This is a genomic window from Gelidibacter sp. (assembly GCF_039916245.1).
GTDB lineage: Bacteria > Bacteroidota > Bacteroidia > Flavobacteriales > Flavobacteriaceae > Gelidibacter.
Map to the genome: position 1 here is coordinate 1 of NZ_JBDSLS010000150.1, position 15,756 is coordinate 15,756.

At 36.5% G+C, this 15,756-nt stretch carries 15 protein-coding genes; 8 read left to right on the forward strand and 7 right to left on the reverse strand.

The window, feature by feature from the left end; genetic code table 11:
* Positions 1 to 1,194 (reverse strand): aminotransferase class I/II-fold pyridoxal phosphate-dependent enzyme (locus tag ABIQ28_RS07745; RefSeq protein ID WP_348036315.1); only part of this gene is annotated, 1,194 nt, incomplete at its 3' end.
* 164 nt (positions 1,195 to 1,358) lie between these two features.
* Between ABIQ28_RS07745 and ABIQ28_RS07750 the strand changes: the two genes are divergently transcribed.
* The 3 genes from ABIQ28_RS07750 to lpdA all read left to right on the forward strand — a co-directional run bounded on the left by ABIQ28_RS07750 (position 1,359) and on the right by lpdA (position 3,967).
* Positions 1,359 to 1,817, forward strand: a complete 459-nt coding sequence (locus ABIQ28_RS07750; protein ID WP_348036316.1) for an Lrp/AsnC family transcriptional regulator — start codon at positions 1,359 to 1,361, stop codon at positions 1,815 to 1,817.
* 4 nt (positions 1,818 to 1,821) lie between these two features.
* Positions 1,822 to 2,448 carry a CPBP family intramembrane glutamic endopeptidase gene (locus tag ABIQ28_RS07755; protein ID WP_348036317.1) on the forward strand — a complete coding sequence of 209 codons (627 nt, stop codon included), beginning with the start codon at positions 1,822 to 1,824 and terminating at the stop codon, positions 2,446 to 2,448.
* A 118-nt stretch (positions 2,449 to 2,566) separates the two neighbouring features.
* The gene (gene lpdA / locus ABIQ28_RS07760) at positions 2,567 to 3,967 is read left to right on the forward strand and encodes a dihydrolipoyl dehydrogenase (protein WP_348036318.1); all 1,401 of its coding nucleotides are present in this window, start codon (positions 2,567 to 2,569) and stop codon (positions 3,965 to 3,967) included.
* Between the two features lie 63 nt (positions 3,968 to 4,030).
* Here lpdA and ABIQ28_RS07765 read toward each other — a convergent pair whose 3' ends face one another.
* The 5 genes from ABIQ28_RS07765 to ABIQ28_RS07785 all read right to left on the reverse strand — a co-directional run bounded on the left by ABIQ28_RS07765 (position 4,031) and on the right by ABIQ28_RS07785 (position 8,373).
* Entirely contained in the window at positions 4,031 to 4,621 is a 591-nt protein-coding gene (locus ABIQ28_RS07765; protein ID WP_348036319.1) for a hypothetical protein, read from the reverse strand.
* Positions 4,622 to 4,847: 226 nt separating this feature from the next.
* Positions 4,848 to 6,416: a M28 family metallopeptidase gene (locus ABIQ28_RS07770; protein WP_348036320.1), complete on the reverse strand. Its 1,569-nt coding sequence runs from the start codon at positions 6,414 to 6,416 to the stop codon at positions 4,848 to 4,850.
* Between the two features lie 145 nt (positions 6,417 to 6,561).
* On the reverse strand, positions 6,562 to 7,602 hold the full coding sequence (locus ABIQ28_RS07775; protein ID WP_348036321.1) for a M28 family metallopeptidase: 1,041 nt from the start codon (positions 7,600 to 7,602) through the stop codon (positions 6,562 to 6,564).
* A gap of 93 nt (positions 7,603 to 7,695) precedes the next feature.
* Positions 7,696 to 8,100, reverse strand: a complete 405-nt coding sequence (locus ABIQ28_RS07780; protein ID WP_348036322.1) for an FUSC family protein — start codon at positions 8,098 to 8,100, stop codon at positions 7,696 to 7,698.
* Between the two features lie 3 nt (positions 8,101 to 8,103).
* Positions 8,104 to 8,373, reverse strand: coding sequence for a DUF3108 domain-containing protein (locus tag ABIQ28_RS07785; protein ID WP_348036323.1), 270 nt, complete (start codon positions 8,371 to 8,373; stop codon positions 8,104 to 8,106).
* 223 nt (positions 8,374 to 8,596) lie between these two features.
* Here ABIQ28_RS07785 and ABIQ28_RS07790 point away from each other — a divergent pair, with 223 nt between their 5' ends.
* Together ABIQ28_RS07790 and ABIQ28_RS07795 are read left to right on the forward strand one after the other, a co-directional pair.
* Positions 8,597 to 8,782: a CsbD family protein gene (locus ABIQ28_RS07790; RefSeq protein ID WP_348036324.1), complete on the forward strand. Its 186-nt coding sequence runs from the start codon at positions 8,597 to 8,599 to the stop codon at positions 8,780 to 8,782.
* Positions 8,783 to 9,151: 369 nt separating this feature from the next.
* Positions 9,152 to 9,607, forward strand: a complete 456-nt coding sequence (locus ABIQ28_RS07795) for a pyridoxamine 5'-phosphate oxidase family protein (RefSeq protein WP_348036325.1) — start codon at positions 9,152 to 9,154, stop codon at positions 9,605 to 9,607.
* 231 nt (positions 9,608 to 9,838) lie between these two features.
* Here the strand turns inward: ABIQ28_RS07795 and ABIQ28_RS07800 are convergent, their stop codons facing one another.
* Entirely contained in the window at positions 9,839 to 11,428 is a 1,590-nt protein-coding gene (locus ABIQ28_RS07800; RefSeq protein ID WP_348036326.1) for an FMN-binding glutamate synthase family protein, read from the reverse strand.
* 876 nt (positions 11,429 to 12,304) lie between these two features.
* Between ABIQ28_RS07800 and ABIQ28_RS07805 the strand changes: the two genes are divergently transcribed.
* From ABIQ28_RS07805 to ABIQ28_RS07815, 3 genes are all read left to right on the forward strand, one after another.
* Complete coding sequence (locus tag ABIQ28_RS07805; protein WP_348036327.1) at positions 12,305 to 13,468, forward strand: MFS transporter; 1,164 nt, start codon at positions 12,305 to 12,307, stop codon at positions 13,466 to 13,468.
* A 325-nt stretch (positions 13,469 to 13,793) separates the two neighbouring features.
* Positions 13,794 to 14,279 carry a MarR family transcriptional regulator gene (locus tag ABIQ28_RS07810; protein ID WP_348036328.1) on the forward strand — a complete coding sequence of 162 codons (486 nt, stop codon included), beginning with the start codon at positions 13,794 to 13,796 and terminating at the stop codon, positions 14,277 to 14,279.
* Positions 14,280 to 14,601: 322 nt separating this feature from the next.
* Positions 14,602 to 15,408, forward strand: coding sequence for an META domain-containing protein (locus ABIQ28_RS07815; RefSeq protein ID WP_348036329.1), 807 nt, complete (start codon positions 14,602 to 14,604; stop codon positions 15,406 to 15,408).
* Positions 15,409 to 15,756 lie beyond the last annotated feature (348 nt).

Here is a 15,756-nt window from a genome sequence, read left to right on the forward strand (position 1 = left end):
AATCTCCAGTTCCTTCATGCAGTCCTTCATCATATGATAAGTTCTTTCAATATCAGCATCCAGGCCAATAGAAAAACGAATTAAGCCATCACTCAAGCCCATTTCTTTTTGCTCTTCCGCTGGGATCTCAGAGGAAGTTGAGCTTCCCGGAGCAGAGAATAGAGTTTTGTAAAAGCCAAGACTTACTGCAAGATATCCCAGGTTTCGTTTTTGCATCAACTCCATTAAGGCGTTCGCTTTGTCTAAAGAGCCCACATCAACAGTTAACATGCCTCCAAATCCGTATTTCTCGTTCATCATGGATTTGAACAAGTCGTGTGAAGGATGTGATGCTAACCCAGGATATACGGTTTTAAGACCATCTTTTTCAAATCTTTCCGCTAGGTATAAACCGTTAAGGCTGTGTTGTTGCATTCTGATGTGTAAGGTGCGCAAGTTTTTCAAAATTGAAGCGGCCCTTAAACTATCCATGGTTGATCCTAATAACATGCAGGCGCCGTCGTTGACGTTTCTTAAATCGTCAATGAATTTTTGGGTGCCACAAATCACACCGCCAACGGTGTCACTTGAGCCATTGATGAATTTAGTTAAACTATGAATCACAACATCAGCTCCCAATTGTGCCGCTGAAATGGATAAAGGCGAAAAGGTATTGTCCACCACAAGTTTTAAATTGTGCTTTTTCGCCAGTTTTGCTAAGCCAGCAATATCTGCCACTTCCAATAATGGATTGCTTACCGATTCACAGTAAATAACTTTTGTATTTGGGGTAATGGCTGCTTCGACCACATCTAATTTTGTGATGTCAACAAATGTGGTGGCCATATTAAAACGTGGCGTAAAGTTTTTGAGAAAAGCATAAGTCCCCCCATAAATTGTTCGGCTGGAGACAATATGATCTCCTGCGCCACAAAGTTGCATTAGAACTGGAGTAATTGCACCCATTCCTGAAGCTGTAACACTCGCGGTTTCAGTGCCTTCCATGGCCGCTAAAGCTTGGCCTAAATAAAGATTGGAAGGTGTGGAGTGACGCGAATATAAATAACAACCGTCTGCATTGCCTTCAAAAGTATCGAACATTGTTTTTGCCGAAAGGAAGGTGTAAGTAGAAGAATCAGAAATAGAAGGATTAACTCCTCCAAATTCTCCAAAGTACTGTAAATCTTGTATATTGTTTGCTGGTTTAAATGCCATTTGTTAGGTATTAAAGATTATTATAATTCAAATATCTCACAATAAAGATTATTTATCAATACATGTGTAAGAAATCAGTGTATAAATCTAGTAAAATAGATTAAATTAGATTTTTGCACGTCATTTGTTATGTTTATTTTGTTTCAACCGAAAATTTTTCATTTATGACTTTAGATGCTATTGATAGAAAATTACTTAAACTTCTTCAAGCTAACAGTAAGCAAACCAATAAAGAGCTTTCCAATCAGCTCAATCTTTCCGTAACCGCAGTATATGAGCGCATCCGAAAGTTGGAAAAGGAAGGGATCATCTCCAAATATGTGGCCTTGCTCCATAAGGAAAAGGCCGATAAAAGTTTTTTAGCTTTTTGTCATATCAAACTGGTGCAACACACCCAGGAATATATAATTAAGTTTGAAAAAGAGGTCGCGAATCTTGCAGAAGTGATGGAATGTCATCATATTAGTGGGGATTATGATTATCTCCTCAAGGTTATTGTTTCGGATATGGAGGAGTTTAGGGAATTTATGATCAACAAATTATCAACTATTAACCATATTGGCAGTACGCATAGCATGTTTGTCATCAATGAAGTAAAACATACGACTGCCATTAACATATAAACGAATGCAGTCAGCGACCTACAAACTCACTGAGTTTTACTTGATTTTTATAATCTTACCAGTGAGTTTTGCACTAGACTATCCGTTTAAGATCAAAGCTTTTCTAGCTGTTTCTGGTTTTGCATATGTCATTTACCTTTTATTTAACGTTGAAGGAAATAAATTCAGAGTGGCCTCAAATTTGAAATGGCGAACTTTTTGGAGAAATGTGTTTGTTAAATTGCTGATTATTGGTTTTTTGACGATCACCTATATGTTGGTGACTGCTAAATCTGATCTCTTTCATGTACTCTATCAAAAACCGAAGCTTTGGGTTATTGTTTTGTTTGCCTATGCCATGTTTTCGGTTTATCCTCAAGAACTGATTTATCGTACCTTATACTTTCAACGCTATCGCCCTCTTTTTAAGAGCAAATCGCTTTTTGTATTTTTAAATGCTATTGTCTTTTCTTTGGGACATATTTTTTATCGCAATCCTTTGGTGCTGTTGATGACTTTTTTGGGCGGAATTCTTTTTGCCTTGACTTATGATAAAACCAAATCGACACTTCTGGTGTCTATTGAACATGCTATTTACGGATGTTGGCTTTTTACTGTAGGAATGGGGGGTATGCTCGGGTTTCCAGATTGAGATAAAAGGGCCAGTTTTCTCTTTTAAACTTTCTAAAAATGGTAGAAGGTTATTCGTAAAAGGTCAATCAAAATCGTATTTTTGTACTCAATTTTAACAAACATCAAAAAACAATTTTATGAATTCATATGATGTAGCCATTATTGGCTCTGGACCTGGAGGTTATGTAGCGGCAATCCGTTGTGCACAATTAGGCATGAAAACTGCAATTATTGAAAAATATACCACTCTTGGTGGTACCTGCCTCAACGTTGGCTGTATTCCCAGTAAAGCACTTTTAGATTCTTCACATCACTATGATGATGCGGTTAAGCATTTTGAAGAACATGGTATCGACATTCCTGGAGATATTAAAGTGAATCTGAAACAGATGATCGCTCGTAAAGATGCGGTTGTGGATCAAACAACAGGTGGCATTGATTTCTTAATGAAGAAAAATAAGATTGATGTTTATCAAGGCTTAGGATCTTTTAAGGACGCCACTCATATCATCATTGAAGGCGAAAAAACAGAAGAGATTGAAGCAAAATATACCATCATTGCTACGGGAAGCAAACCATCAAGCCTACCATTTATTAAGTTGGACAAAGAGCGTATCATTACTTCTACCGAAGCATTGAAGCTTAAAGAAATTCCTAAGCATTTAATCGTTATTGGCGGTGGCGTTATTGGATTGGAGCTTGGTCAAGTTTATAGACGCTTGGGCGCTGAAGTCACAGTCATTGAATACTTGGATCGTATTATTCCAACGATGGATGCTGGATTATCCAGAGAATTGACCAAGGTATTCAAGAAAGCCAAGTGCAACATCAATGTATCCCATAAAGTGAAATCTGTGGAGCGAATCGGCGATGAGGTCATCGTTAAAGCAGACGACAAAAAAGGAGAAGAAGTGGAGTTTAGAGGCGACTATTGTTTAGTCTCCGTAGGGCGTCGTCCTTATACTGACGGACTTAACGCAGATGCTGCTGGTGTTAAACTTACAGAGAGAGGCCAAATTGAAGTGAATGAGCATTTACAAACCAACGTAAAAAATATTTATGCTATTGGTGATGTGGTGAAAGGTGCTATGCTAGCACATAAAGCTGAAGAAGAAGGCATTTTTGTTGCAGAAACTTTAGCCGGACAAAAACCACATATCGATTATAATTTGATTCCAGGTGTGGTTTATACTTGGCCAGAAGTTGCTTCGGTTGGTAAAACGGAAGAACAATTAAAAGAAGCAGGAGTAGACTATAAAGCAGGACAGTTCCCGATGCGTGCATTAGGTCGAAGTAGAGCCAGTATGGATTTGGATGGTTTTGTTAAAGTCCTTGCGGATAAAACTACCGATGAAATCCTTGGCGTTCACATGATTGGTGCCCGTGCGGCCGATATGATTGCTGAAGCTGTTGTTGCTATGGAATTTAGAGCATCCGCAGAAGATATCTCTCGTATTTCCCATGCCCATCCAACATTTACCGAAGCGCTTAAGGAAGCTGCTTTGGCTGCTACCGATGATAGAGCCTTGCATATCTAAAAACAGGAGTTTTTAAAAATGATAAATGAAAAAGGTGAGCATGTGCTCACCTTTTTTTATGGTTTAAATTTCTTGAAGTAAATCCTTTATGCGAAGTTTGTTGGTATAATCGGCTTCATTGACATCCCTGACCATACAATAGGCATTTACTGTATTCTCCTGCACTTTCTTGAAAAGTTCTTTCATCGTGAAGGGACCGTATTCCTTAGAATGTTGAATGTAGTAAAACTCGTGTTCAGAAATGAGTTGTGAAGCCTTTTTAAGATATTTGTCTTTAAGAAACTTTTGGAGGTCTTCTTTGGAGTTTATACGTTCTGAATAATCAGTTGAATTGATGAAAAAGGCATATTCCTCAGAGGCCTTCTGATTGAGCACAAGCGTGTCTTTATCCTTATAATAGGCTTTGATGAGTACAATGCCATCTTCAGTCATGATCGATAGAAAATTTGAGTTTATGAAGCTCCATCGTGTGGTTGTTACTTCATTGTTCTCAGAAATGACCAATTCATTGTTTGGTTTGAAGACATACATGGATTGTGCGTCATCAATACCATTGATCAATACCCATTGTTGATTAATAAATTGATTGTCATGATGCAGTGAATAATCAAATGGCTGTAATTTCGGGACAATACTATAAAGGATATCTGTCATGTTAATAGGGGATTAGTTTACGATTAAGTCATTACATATTATTTTCAAGGTCACTTAAATGTATAATTTAATTTTCAATCACCATAATTTGAACGACTTAGGGGCATTTATTCAGATGAAATGAAATTTCCTGCATTTTTTCACTGTGAAAAAGCCCGTTTATTGAATGACAAAGGGCGAAACTATTTAGTTTCGCCCTTCGTGTTTAATCTGTATGAGATCGGTTTTATTGCGTTGCTTGGTCAACTATAATGCGATCCGCTCTATTGGCCAATTCCCAAGCGGTATAGAACACAAGTCTGGTTCTGTTTTCCAACAAATCATATTCAATTTTGTCTGGTGTATCGGAAGGTCTGTGGTAATCATCGTGTGTTCCATTAAAATAGAAAATGACTGGCACATTGTTCTTAGCAAAGTTATAATGATCGGATCTGTAGTAAAAACGGTTCGGATCATTTTCGTCATTGTACGTATAATCCAAAGTTATATTCGTATACTTCTTATTGGCTTCTTCAGAGATGTTGTGCAGCTCTGTACTCAACTTGTCAGCACCAATTAAATACAAATAATTACGGTCGCCAACACGTTTTGGATCGACTCTTCCAATCATGTCAATGTTGAGGTTAGCTACGGTGTTTTCCAAAGGAAAAATTGGCGCGACGTCTGCATAGTAACTTGAGCCCAATAGACCTTTTTCCTCTCCTGTAACGTGTAGGAACAAGATCGAACGCTTTGGTCCATGACCTGCATTTTGAGCAGCTTTAAAGGCTTCAGCAATTTCCAATAAGGCCACAGTTCCAGAGCCATCATCGTCTGCACCGTTATAAATTTCGCCGTCTTTAATGCCTTCGTGGTCCAAATGCGCAGAAAGAACTATAATTTCATCTGGTTTTTCAGAACCTTTGATAAAGGCGACCACATTTTCAGAATTCACATCTTCGGAATTGCTCGTCAATTTAATTTTTAAGTTGGTCGCTATAGTTTTAGACGTATCGTCTGTTGCAATATCCGCCAAAAGCGCTTTTCCTAATTTGTCACTGATTAAAATCTGAACCATATCTTCTTGTTTGTCCTTCAGTGAAAGACGTGCACTGCCGCCAGATTTAGCCGCATTTTGAATAAAGGTTGACATCATTTTCAAATAGGGTTCGTCCATATATAAAAGAGCTTTAGCACCTTTATTTTTAGCGACCTCTCTTTTTGAAGAAAGTGCCTGTCTTCCAACAGACCATTTGGTATCTTCTTTTGTTCCACTAGTCACATAAGTGCCATCAGCTCTCTTCGGTTCACCCGATTTGATTAGGACAACTTTGCCTTTAACATCTAAACCTGTATAGTTGGAATAGGTGTCTGAATCAATCCCATAACCTGCATATACAATATCTGAAGCAGAAAGCGTTTGTGACGACGCAGCACCAAAAGATACCATATCTGTGTAATTTTCAAATTTCACACCGTTAACCGTAAGGTCGATTTCTGGAGATTTTTGATTTAATAATGGCACATCTTGAAAGTAATTGCCACCTGAAATTGGCGAAGGAATACCTAAAGCAATATATTTATCTTTTAAAAATTCGACAGCCATTTTTTGACCTTTTGATCCCGTATCGCGACCTTCAAACTCATCGGAAGCAAAGGTGTACAACAAGTCTTTTAACTCATTGGAAGTAATTGTGTTTCCATATACCGTTGGGTCGATTGAAACTACTGTTTCCGTCTGTGTAACCTTTTGTTGTGTTGAGCCACAACCATAAATACTCAGCGCAATACATGCAATAAAAAGTGACTTTTTCATTAAAGTATAAGTTAATTTATAAGTGAAGTGCGATAATACGAAAAACGCAAGATTTAAGATTTAATCATCAGTTCATTTAACAAACTTTAACACTCAGTTTTTTAATGATATGAATTGTAAATAGGCCAATCTCGGTATTACGATTTTACATTTTATCAGCTTCAAGCCGGTCTTCAGAATTTGCGATATACCAGGCTGTTGAAAAAATGAGCTGCGTTCGCTTTTGCAATAATGGATAATTGATTTTATCAGGGGTGTCAGTCGGCTGATGATAATCTGCATGATCGCCATTAAAATAGAAAATGACCGGAATGTTTTGTAGGGCAAAATTATAATGGTCCGAGCGGTAATAATAACGGTTGTTATCGCGATCATCGTTGTATTTATAATCGAGTATCAGATTTGTGAATTGGGCATTGGCCACTTCTGATATATAATGGAGTTTAGTGCTTAATCTATCCGCTCCAATAATGTAAATGTAGTTTTCTTCCTGTTTTTCTTCATAGATTCTATCGACGCGGCCTATCATGTCAATATTCAAATTAACCACTGTATGCTCTAAAGCATAAATAGGATGTTTTACATAATAAGAGGATCCTAGAAGACCAGATTCTTCAGCCGTCAAATGCAAAAAAAGAATACTTCGTTTTGGGCCATGTCCTTCTTTTTTTGCTAAGGAAAAAGCCTTGGCCATTTCCATAACGGCAGCGGTTCCTGAAGCATTATCATCAGCGCCATAGTAAGTCTCATCATTTGAAATACCCAAATGATCCAAATGTCCGGAGATAATGACGACCTCTTCGGGATATGTTGAACCTTCAATATAAGCTACCACATTTTGCGAAGCTGGGCTGTTTTTTGAAAAATAGAATTTAGGAATATTTTGGTAGTAGTTGTCGCCGCCCAACGGAGAAGGAATGTCGTTGCTGACATAAAAATCCTTAAGGAATTTTGAGGCTTTATTAAAACCTCTCTTGCCGGTCTCACGTCCTTCAAAATCGGGCGCGCACAAAGCATAAACGTGTTTGCTCAGTTCTTCAGAGGTGATCGTATTACTATATTTTGAAATTGTTTCAATATCCTCAAAAACAATACTTTCTTTTAAGTTTTCAATTTTTTGAGTGTAGCGGATGTTGGTACACGAACCCACAAGTGTTAAAACAGAAGCAATGAAGAGTACTTTCATTTATAATAGATTAATTAGTAATATAATAAAAAAAGGGAAGATGGTAGGGTCTCTTTTTCTGTAAGATTTTTGATAGTGTGATAACTTATAAAGCTACTGATCTTTTAAGACTTCTAATTTGCGAAGCGTATGAGTTTCTAAAATATCAGTTTGGGTAGCGTCAATTTCACGGTCATCAAGATCCAATTCTTCCAATGTTTCTTTGGAATCTTCTTTTGATGTTTCTTCTTTCAATTCCAATTCGTCAAGGTTTCCAACTTCGGGAATAATAAAAATGGCCTTATAGGTGGTTAACACCAATGCGATGAAGGTCAATAAAAAAATTAATTGTACCGTCTTTTTTGGAGATTGCTTTCGTTTTGAGATGTAAAACGCTATAAATCCGAAAATTAATGCAGCTATGGCTGGTATATAGGCTATTTGTGATAAAGGTGTTACTGCCAAAACCAAGGCCGAAACGGTAGCAATAAATCCTAGAACAATAAAAAGGCTTCTCATAGTTTAATTTTTTAATCCAGTTGCTGATTTAATTTTTAGTTCTCCAAGAATTTTAAACTTTGCATACACCGGAACTTTATTGGCATCTGCCGTGAGATATAAAAAGTTGTCATTAATTCCTCCTGTAAGACCGTTGTTGTTTTTAAGGAATAGGGCAAGTTTATGGCTTTCTATTTTGCCTAGGGCAGTGGTAATTGTTTCTTTGCCCATATAGTTCTGTGCAACTAGTGCCGAACAAAACATCAAGCTGACCATAAGAAAAAGGTGTTTCATAGTTGAAATTCAGGCGGCAAAGATATTTATATTAAGATTAATAACACCGAAATAAGTCCTCAGGTTTTAGTTTTTCCTATCTATGTTATAGCATTGTTAAAGGTCGTTAAATAAAGCCTAAAACCGCTTTTGCATCAAGTTTTTCGGTAAATGGGTTAGCCGTTAATGAGTTGTGTCCATAATTTTACAAATAGAAATAATATTAATTTAAAAAATAAACATTATGAATTCAGATCAATTTGCAGGTAAATGGAAACAAATCAAAGGTGAATTTAAAAAGAAATACGGAAAAATCACTAATGATGAATACACAGAAGCCGAAGGTAACTTTGATAAGTTAGCTGGAAAAGTGCAAGAGCGCTATGGCAAATCTAAAGAAGATTTAAAAAACGAAATTGATAGCTGGTAAGATCCCAGATTGATTTATAAAAAAGTTCCCAAGCAGATTGTTTGGGAACTTTTTTGTTTAAAACCATTTTTTTTGAGTTAGAGTGGTATTGCTATAACAACGCAAACAATTTGTCCTAAAATACGAATGATGGGCGGGACATTCCCTCATTAAAAGGAGTTTTAATCCTGTCGCTTTTTAAGCGTTGAACGTGATTTTGGCAACAGTCTGGTGGCCTTCAGAAAGCTTTCTTAACAAGAGGATTACATCTGTTTTGGGGTTTCCATTGTGATGTAGGTCTGCTTAAGTCCTTAAAAATGAATAAACTGACCAATGTCATATCTGTAAAAGGCATAAAATAGTATATTAGACATTAAAATAAATACAATCATGTATATCAATTTAGAAGAGAAAGATAGCTTGTCTGTCCTGGAAAACGACTATTTGGGGCATTTGTCCTATATCTACCAAAATAAACCATTTGTGGTTCCTATCACGTATTTTTATGATCCCGAAAGAAAGTTGATCATTTGTTATTCTGCCGAAGGTCATAAAATGAATGCGATGCGCAAAAACAATCAAGTAGCACTTAGTGTCGTAGATGTCGATGGTCTTACGCGATGGAAGTCCGTGATGGCTCATGGTAAATTTGAGCAACTCTTTGGCAGTGAAGCTAAAGCTTATCTACATAGTTTTTCTTTAGGCATTAAAGAATTGATTGCGAGAAAAGAATTGAAAGAATTGAGTTTTATCAGTGAATTCTCCAGTAAAGCGATCAACGAGAACATCCCTATGATTTTCATTATTAAAATTGATGAAATCACTGGGAAGATGCGACGAGATTAAAGGTTGCTATTGGAACTCATATATTCAAGGTTTTCGAATTTCTTAGGCTGCTATATGTTTTGATAACTATCAATCATAGATCTTAAAAAATATAAAAAGCGATTCTACAGGAGCCCTTTTTTCCGATAATTGATGATTTAAAAAGCATCATTTTTATGGTGTTTTGATGCCAAAAAAAAAGCTTATTGAAATTGATTCAATAAGCTTTTTTGTCTTCTATTAAATAAGAGATTACTTCATGATTCGTGTCAATTGGAAGAATTTCTTATAACTTTCAGGAATGGTGTTGATGTCCAATAAAGAACCTGGCTCTATAGCTGGATAAATTTCGTCAAAGGTTTTTACATCCGTCAGTCCCATTCTTTTGCTAATATGTCCACGTGTTAGTTCACTTGGGTCATTTAAGCCCGCTGCAGCAACAAGCTCTAAAAAGCTGTGAATGGTTGCTTCGTGGTATCTTTTTGCTCTAGGAGCTTTGTCTTCAACTACCAATCCTTTTACTAATGAGGCATTTTGTGTGGCCACGCCAGTAGGGCAGGTGTTCAAGTTACATTGTAAAGCTTGGATACAGCCTACTGCTAACATCATAGCACGTGCACTGTTGCAACCATCAGCACCAAAAGCGATCGCTCTGGCCATATGGAATCCAGTAATGATTTTACCAGCTACAATAATTTTAATATCTTCTCTTAAATTAAAACCAACCAAGGTGTCATGAACAAAAATCAAACCTTCACGAAGTGGCATTCCCATAGAGTTTGAAAATTCTACCGGAGAAGCTCCTGTACCACCTTCACCACCATCCACGGTAATAAAGTCTGGTCTGATTCCTGTGTAAACCATCGCCTCGCAAAAATCCATGAACTCTTGTTTTCTTCCTAAGCACAATTTGAATCCAATTGGTTTTCCGTCAGACAGATCTCTAAGTCGTTTAATGAAATGCATAAATTCGATAGGGTCCGCAAACGCATTATGAGATGGTGGCGAATGAACAGCAATACCAGGTTGTACGTGTCTTATTCTTGCAATTTCTGGCGTATTCTTAGCTGCTGGTAATATACCTCCATGACCAGGTTTTGCACCTTGCGATAATTTAATCTCGATCATCTTCACTTGCGGACGAGTGGCATTTTCTCTAAACGTAACGTCGTTAAAGGTGCCATCATCATTGCGACATCCAAAATATCCTGTACCAATTTGCCAAATAAGATCACCTCCATGTTCCAAGTGATAATCACTAATTCCACCTTCACCGGTATTGTGTGCAAAATTCCCCATCTTGGCGCCTTTGTTCATTGCCAAAACAGCATTTTTACTCAGCGATCCAAAACTCATAGCCGAAATATTCAATAAGCTTGATGAGTACGGTTGTTTGCACTCCTTACCTCCGATTAGAAGTCTTGGAAATTCCCCGATTTCCTTAGGATTGGTTTTTGCATACATCGAATGCTCCAGCCATTCATAACCAGTATGATAAAGGTCCATTTGTGTTCCAAAAGGCTCTGTGTCAGTTTCGCCTTTTGCTCTTCGATAAATTAAGGATCTGAGGATACGATTTAATGGTCTTCCTTCCGTGTCAGTCTCGACAAAATATTGCATGATTTCTGGACGGATGGATTCTAGGATATATCTGAAACGTCCTACTAAAGGATAGTTTCTTCGGATGGTATGTTTCGTTTGAAAGATGTCGAAAACGCCCAACATTATTAGAGGTAAAACGATGAGGAAAAGCCATAAAACAGGGCTCCAAACAAAAGAAATTCCAACAATGGCCACCACTAAGATAACCGAAATTAAAATAAATTTTTCGCGTACTTTCATATTTTTATTAATTTGAAATGCAAATATACTATTCCATAATTGGATTGCATACTAAAACGAAATAGTTTAAAGTAATTCGAGTATTATTTATTTTAATCAACAAAATATGTCCTTGAAAAGTAATGATCAATTTGTTGTTTTTAGGTGAAATTTATTAGTAAATAATTGATTTTTAAAGGGAATATTATAGAATTTTTAATAAAAGTCGATTTGTATTACAATAATGATAAAAGGCAATTTCTTTCAGAATTATGCGGTAATTCCGCTTTTTATTCGCGTTTTGCTCACAGGTTTGATGACCAAGATTGCCGGTATAGCGATGCAAAAGCGCCCTACCGACATTGAAATAAAGAGGTTGCCACCACTTTACACTTTAAGGATAACTTTGGAATTGAGGAAAAGTAAATTACCGAGCCTATTATAAAGTTAATAAAGCTTGGATTAATAAGGGTTTAAGAAGGGTAGGTGTTGCTATTTCATGTATTGAAAAGTATGGCAAAGATTATTTGGGATCGCCTAACCAAAATACAACGGTTTTTCTGACGAAGTGATTGCGGTTTACGGAAGGCTAAAATTGATAAAAAGTGTTTTTGAAACAAGGAAAGACCAGAGCATAACGGAAATAAAACGCGTTGTGAAAAGAAAAGCATTGTCATTATGGCCAAGGTCAATCTCTAAATGAGAATTAAATCATATTACTTTAATAAACTTTGGCCTCAGTCGATATTTTTCTCGCTTGTGACATTTATCTTTGCAAAGATAATCACAATCGTTTTTCGCAATTCGCTTTCGCAAATGGCCTAAATTCAAATTTAGTTTGAAAACCTGGATTGGATTATAAAAATAACGCCCTAAAAATTCTAGAAAAATAGTTTAATGACACCAAAACTTTCAAATTCGGTCCTGTATCTCATGAGTATTTCTGCAGGACTTATTGTAGCTAATCTCTATTACAACCAACCACTTTTAAATCTTATCGCAGATACTTTTGGGGTCACCGAAGCCTCCGTGAGTAATGTTGCCTTGTCAACACAATTGGGATATGCATTTGGTTTGTTATTTATAAATCCATTGGGCGACAAGCTTTCCAATCATAAAATACTTATTTTCGATTTTATCGTCATGATTGTGGCGTTGATCGCCGCAGCGATTTCTCAATCCTTATTTTCGCTGATTATCAGTAGTTTTTTCATTGGATTTACGTCTGCAATTCCGCAATTGTTTGTTCCCATGGCAGCGCAACTCACTGACGAAAAGGGTAGAGGCCGTGCTATTGGTATTGTGATGAGTGGTTTATTAATTGGTATTCTGGGCAGTCGCATCATCAGTGGATATATAGGGGAGGTCTTTGGTTGGCGTGTCATGTATTATGCGGCAACCGTGTTAATGGTGGTATTATTTGTTATTTTAAAATGGAAACTGCCTAAATTAAATCCTGACTATCAAGGTACCTATGGCAAGTTAATGGCCTCCCTTTGGCATTATTTTAAAACAGAGCCCTCATTACGATTGGCGGCTTTACGAGGCGCACTGGGTTTTGCGGGCTTGAGCGCGTTTTGGACGACGTTGGTATTTCTTATGGAAGATTCATTTGGCTACGGAAGCACTATTTCTGGAGCCTTTGGGGTTTTTGGAATCGTGGGAGCGCTTGGTGCAACGGTCGTTGGTAAACTGAACGATAAGGTCAGTAAAAATAAGCTCATTCTTTATTCTGCAATTTTATTGGTCGTTTCATGGTTCATTTTTTCGATGTCGGCGCATTCCATTTTCGGATTGATTTTGGGTGTTGTTCTTATTGATTTAGGGTTACAAGCCTTGCATATTACCAATCAAAATATTATTTTCTCAAAGAATCCAGAAGCGCGTAACCGTGTCAATACGATATATATGGTAGGTTTTTTTATTGGTGGTGCTTTGGGGACCACTTTAGGTGCCATCGCTTGGCAAGATTATGGATGGATTGGCGTGAGTTATTTAGGAGGTGCTTTGTCCATTGCGATTTTAATAGTACATCTTATGTTTAAGAAGAAAACCATATAAAAAGAAGGAAGCTATAAGAACGACATGAGCGCTCAAAACGGTGAAACGCCTATTTTTGATGGCTAGGGAAAAATTGTCCATTATATTAATAGCCCACAGGACAAAATCATTGACAAAACACAACATAGATTTCGATCACGATTTAAATCCTTATTTCAAATTGATCCTTTCAGCCCTAACCGCCATTCCGATATATCAACTGGAAGGCTATGTGCCAATGTTTTAACTGTTTTGCCATTATTCCTTCTTAAGTTTATAACAAAACTTTACAACAACTTGGTTCGTGTAGTTATGAACTAGGTGTATATTTGTTAAAAAGCGAGACATGTCCATTTCAATAGAAAAACAAAAACTGATTGAGGAAATTGGCCTCCGATTAGAACCAATATTGCGCCTTGCACCTTTAGCAGCACGCATATATGCCTTGTTGACTGTATCTTCTTATGAAGGGTTGACCTTTGAAGAAATACGAGAAATTATAGGTTCGAGTAAAAGTTCTACCTCCGTAAATTTAAATGTGCTCACGCAATTAAAACTTATTGATTACTACACGAAATCGGGCGATAGAAAGCGCTACTTTAGGATTGCTAAATATTTTCAGTTATCTGCTTTAGAGGCGCAGTTCGAATCCTTGGAGAACGAAATTAAGTTGGTCGAAAAGATCACAGACTATAACAAGGTGCATTATCCAGAGAAATTTTTGAATGAAGAATCTGTAGGAGATATTACCAAAAATTATTTGAGAAATATGCAGGAATTGGTAGCGATTACGATTAAGAAGATTAATGAACGTGACGCTAGTAAAGTTTAAAACCTAAGATTCTAATCCGTTCTAAGAGGATAAAAATAATATTAACAATAGTTTATTACCTGTTAGTTCGTTTAGTTGCGAACTAATATTAAATTTGACTAATGATATCTTTATATACATTTTAATCGTGAATAATTATTAATTATTGGTTGAATAAAATAAAGCCATGGTTGTTGGATGACACCGCAATGTTCTCAATCAGTTCTTGAAAGTAAATCTAAAATAATACTAATACCAAGATCCTATAATAAACCAAATTTGAATATTAGAATTATTTTATTCTGTTTGGACTTAAATTAACCGTAACTTAAAAACAAAACAAATGACACTTAAAACTACAACACTTGCCCTTATAGCTATGACAATAATAAGCTGTAATACCAGTAAAAAAGCGAGTTCAGTATCTTCAAAACCTTCTGAAGCAACATCTCTTGAAAACACTAAATGGGTTATCAGCACTCTGGAAGGTCAGGACATTGCAAATCCAGAAAGTAATGGTCGCGATATTCATTTTACATTGAATTCAGAAGATAACCGTGTGAATGGCTACTCGGGCTGTAATACGTTTATGGGAACCTATAAGATAGAAGAAGGCAATCGTATTTCATTCTCACAATTGGGAATGACACGAATGGCTTGTCCTGATTCAGATATTAATGAAGCCCAAATATTAAAAGTTTTTGAAACTGCAGATAATTTCACGATTGTTAACGGCATATTGTCGCTTAATAAAGCAAAAATGGCACCATTGGCACAATTTAAAAAGGATGCCAATGCACCAATTGTAGAAAAGTATTGGAAGTTGAAAACTTTAGAAGGTAAAGACGTTAAAATGTCTGATAACCAAGAACGCGAAATTTTTTTCACCTTAAAATCACAAGATAATAGAGTTACAGGATTTGCCGGTTGCAATACCATCTTAGGAGAATATACTTTAGAAGATGGTAATAGAATCCGGTTTAGTAAAATGGCAACCACGCTGATGATGTGCCCAGATGTCGATGTCAACGAATCTGAATTTTTAAAGGTTTTTGAATTGGCTGACAATTATAACATCAATGGCGACATATTATCTTTAAACGTTGGACGAAGAGCGCCTTTGGCAGTATTTGAAGCGGTATATTTTTAACGAAATGATCGCATTGAATATGAATTTTGAAATTGACATTTGTTACTTCCAAAACGAGCAGATAAATTCAATGGTTTTGGTGCGGTAACACGCTACTAAGTCTTATTGCACTTTACAACAGACGCTGGTTAGAAACATGTTTTTTCACCGGCGTTTATATAGATTGATACTCCAATCTCACGATAACACTAATTAGTATTAATTTTTTAACAATTTTTGAAAATGGATGCTCAAAAAAAATGATAGTTATTACAGGAGGTGCAGGCGGCATTGGCCAAGCTTGTGCAAAATCTTTTAAAGATCAGCCGATAATTCTTACCGATTATTCCCAAAAAATGGTTGATGAAT

What these genes read in the sequence shown, in the direction of transcription:
- ABIQ28_RS07750 (WP_348036316.1), top strand. Translation starts at nt 1,359, where the DNA reads ATGACTTTAGATGCTATTGATAGAAAATTACTTAAACTTCTTCAAGCT.
- ABIQ28_RS07755 (WP_348036317.1), top strand. Translation starts at nt 1,822, where the DNA reads ATGCAGTCAGCGACCTACAAACTCACTGAGTTTTACTTGATTTTTATA.
- lpdA (WP_348036318.1), top strand. Translation starts at nt 2,567, where the DNA reads ATGAATTCATATGATGTAGCCATTATTGGCTCTGGACCTGGAGGTTAT.
- ABIQ28_RS07765 (WP_348036319.1), bottom strand. Translation starts at nt 4,621, where the DNA reads ATGACAGATATCCTTTATAGTATTGTCCCGAAATTACAGCCATTTGAT.
- ABIQ28_RS07770 (WP_348036320.1), bottom strand. Translation starts at nt 6,416, where the DNA reads ATGAAAAAGTCACTTTTTATTGCATGTATTGCGCTGAGTATTTATGGT.
- ABIQ28_RS07775 (WP_348036321.1), bottom strand. Translation starts at nt 7,602, where the DNA reads ATGAAAGTACTCTTCATTGCTTCTGTTTTAACACTTGTGGGTTCGTGT.
- ABIQ28_RS07780 (WP_348036322.1), bottom strand. Translation starts at nt 8,100, where the DNA reads ATGAGAAGCCTTTTTATTGTTCTAGGATTTATTGCTACCGTTTCGGCC.
- ABIQ28_RS07785 (WP_348036323.1), bottom strand. Translation starts at nt 8,373, where the DNA reads ATGAAACACCTTTTTCTTATGGTCAGCTTGATGTTTTGTTCGGCACTA.
- ABIQ28_RS07790 (WP_348036324.1), top strand. Translation starts at nt 8,597, where the DNA reads ATGAATTCAGATCAATTTGCAGGTAAATGGAAACAAATCAAAGGTGAA.
- ABIQ28_RS07795 (WP_348036325.1), top strand. Translation starts at nt 9,152, where the DNA reads ATGTATATCAATTTAGAAGAGAAAGATAGCTTGTCTGTCCTGGAAAAC.
- ABIQ28_RS07800 (WP_348036326.1), bottom strand. Translation starts at nt 11,428, where the DNA reads ATGAAAGTACGCGAAAAATTTATTTTAATTTCGGTTATCTTAGTGGTG.
- ABIQ28_RS07805 (WP_348036327.1), top strand. Translation starts at nt 12,305, where the DNA reads ATGACACCAAAACTTTCAAATTCGGTCCTGTATCTCATGAGTATTTCT.
- ABIQ28_RS07810 (WP_348036328.1), top strand. Translation starts at nt 13,794, where the DNA reads ATGTCCATTTCAATAGAAAAACAAAAACTGATTGAGGAAATTGGCCTC.
- ABIQ28_RS07815 (WP_348036329.1), top strand. Translation starts at nt 14,602, where the DNA reads ATGACACTTAAAACTACAACACTTGCCCTTATAGCTATGACAATAATA.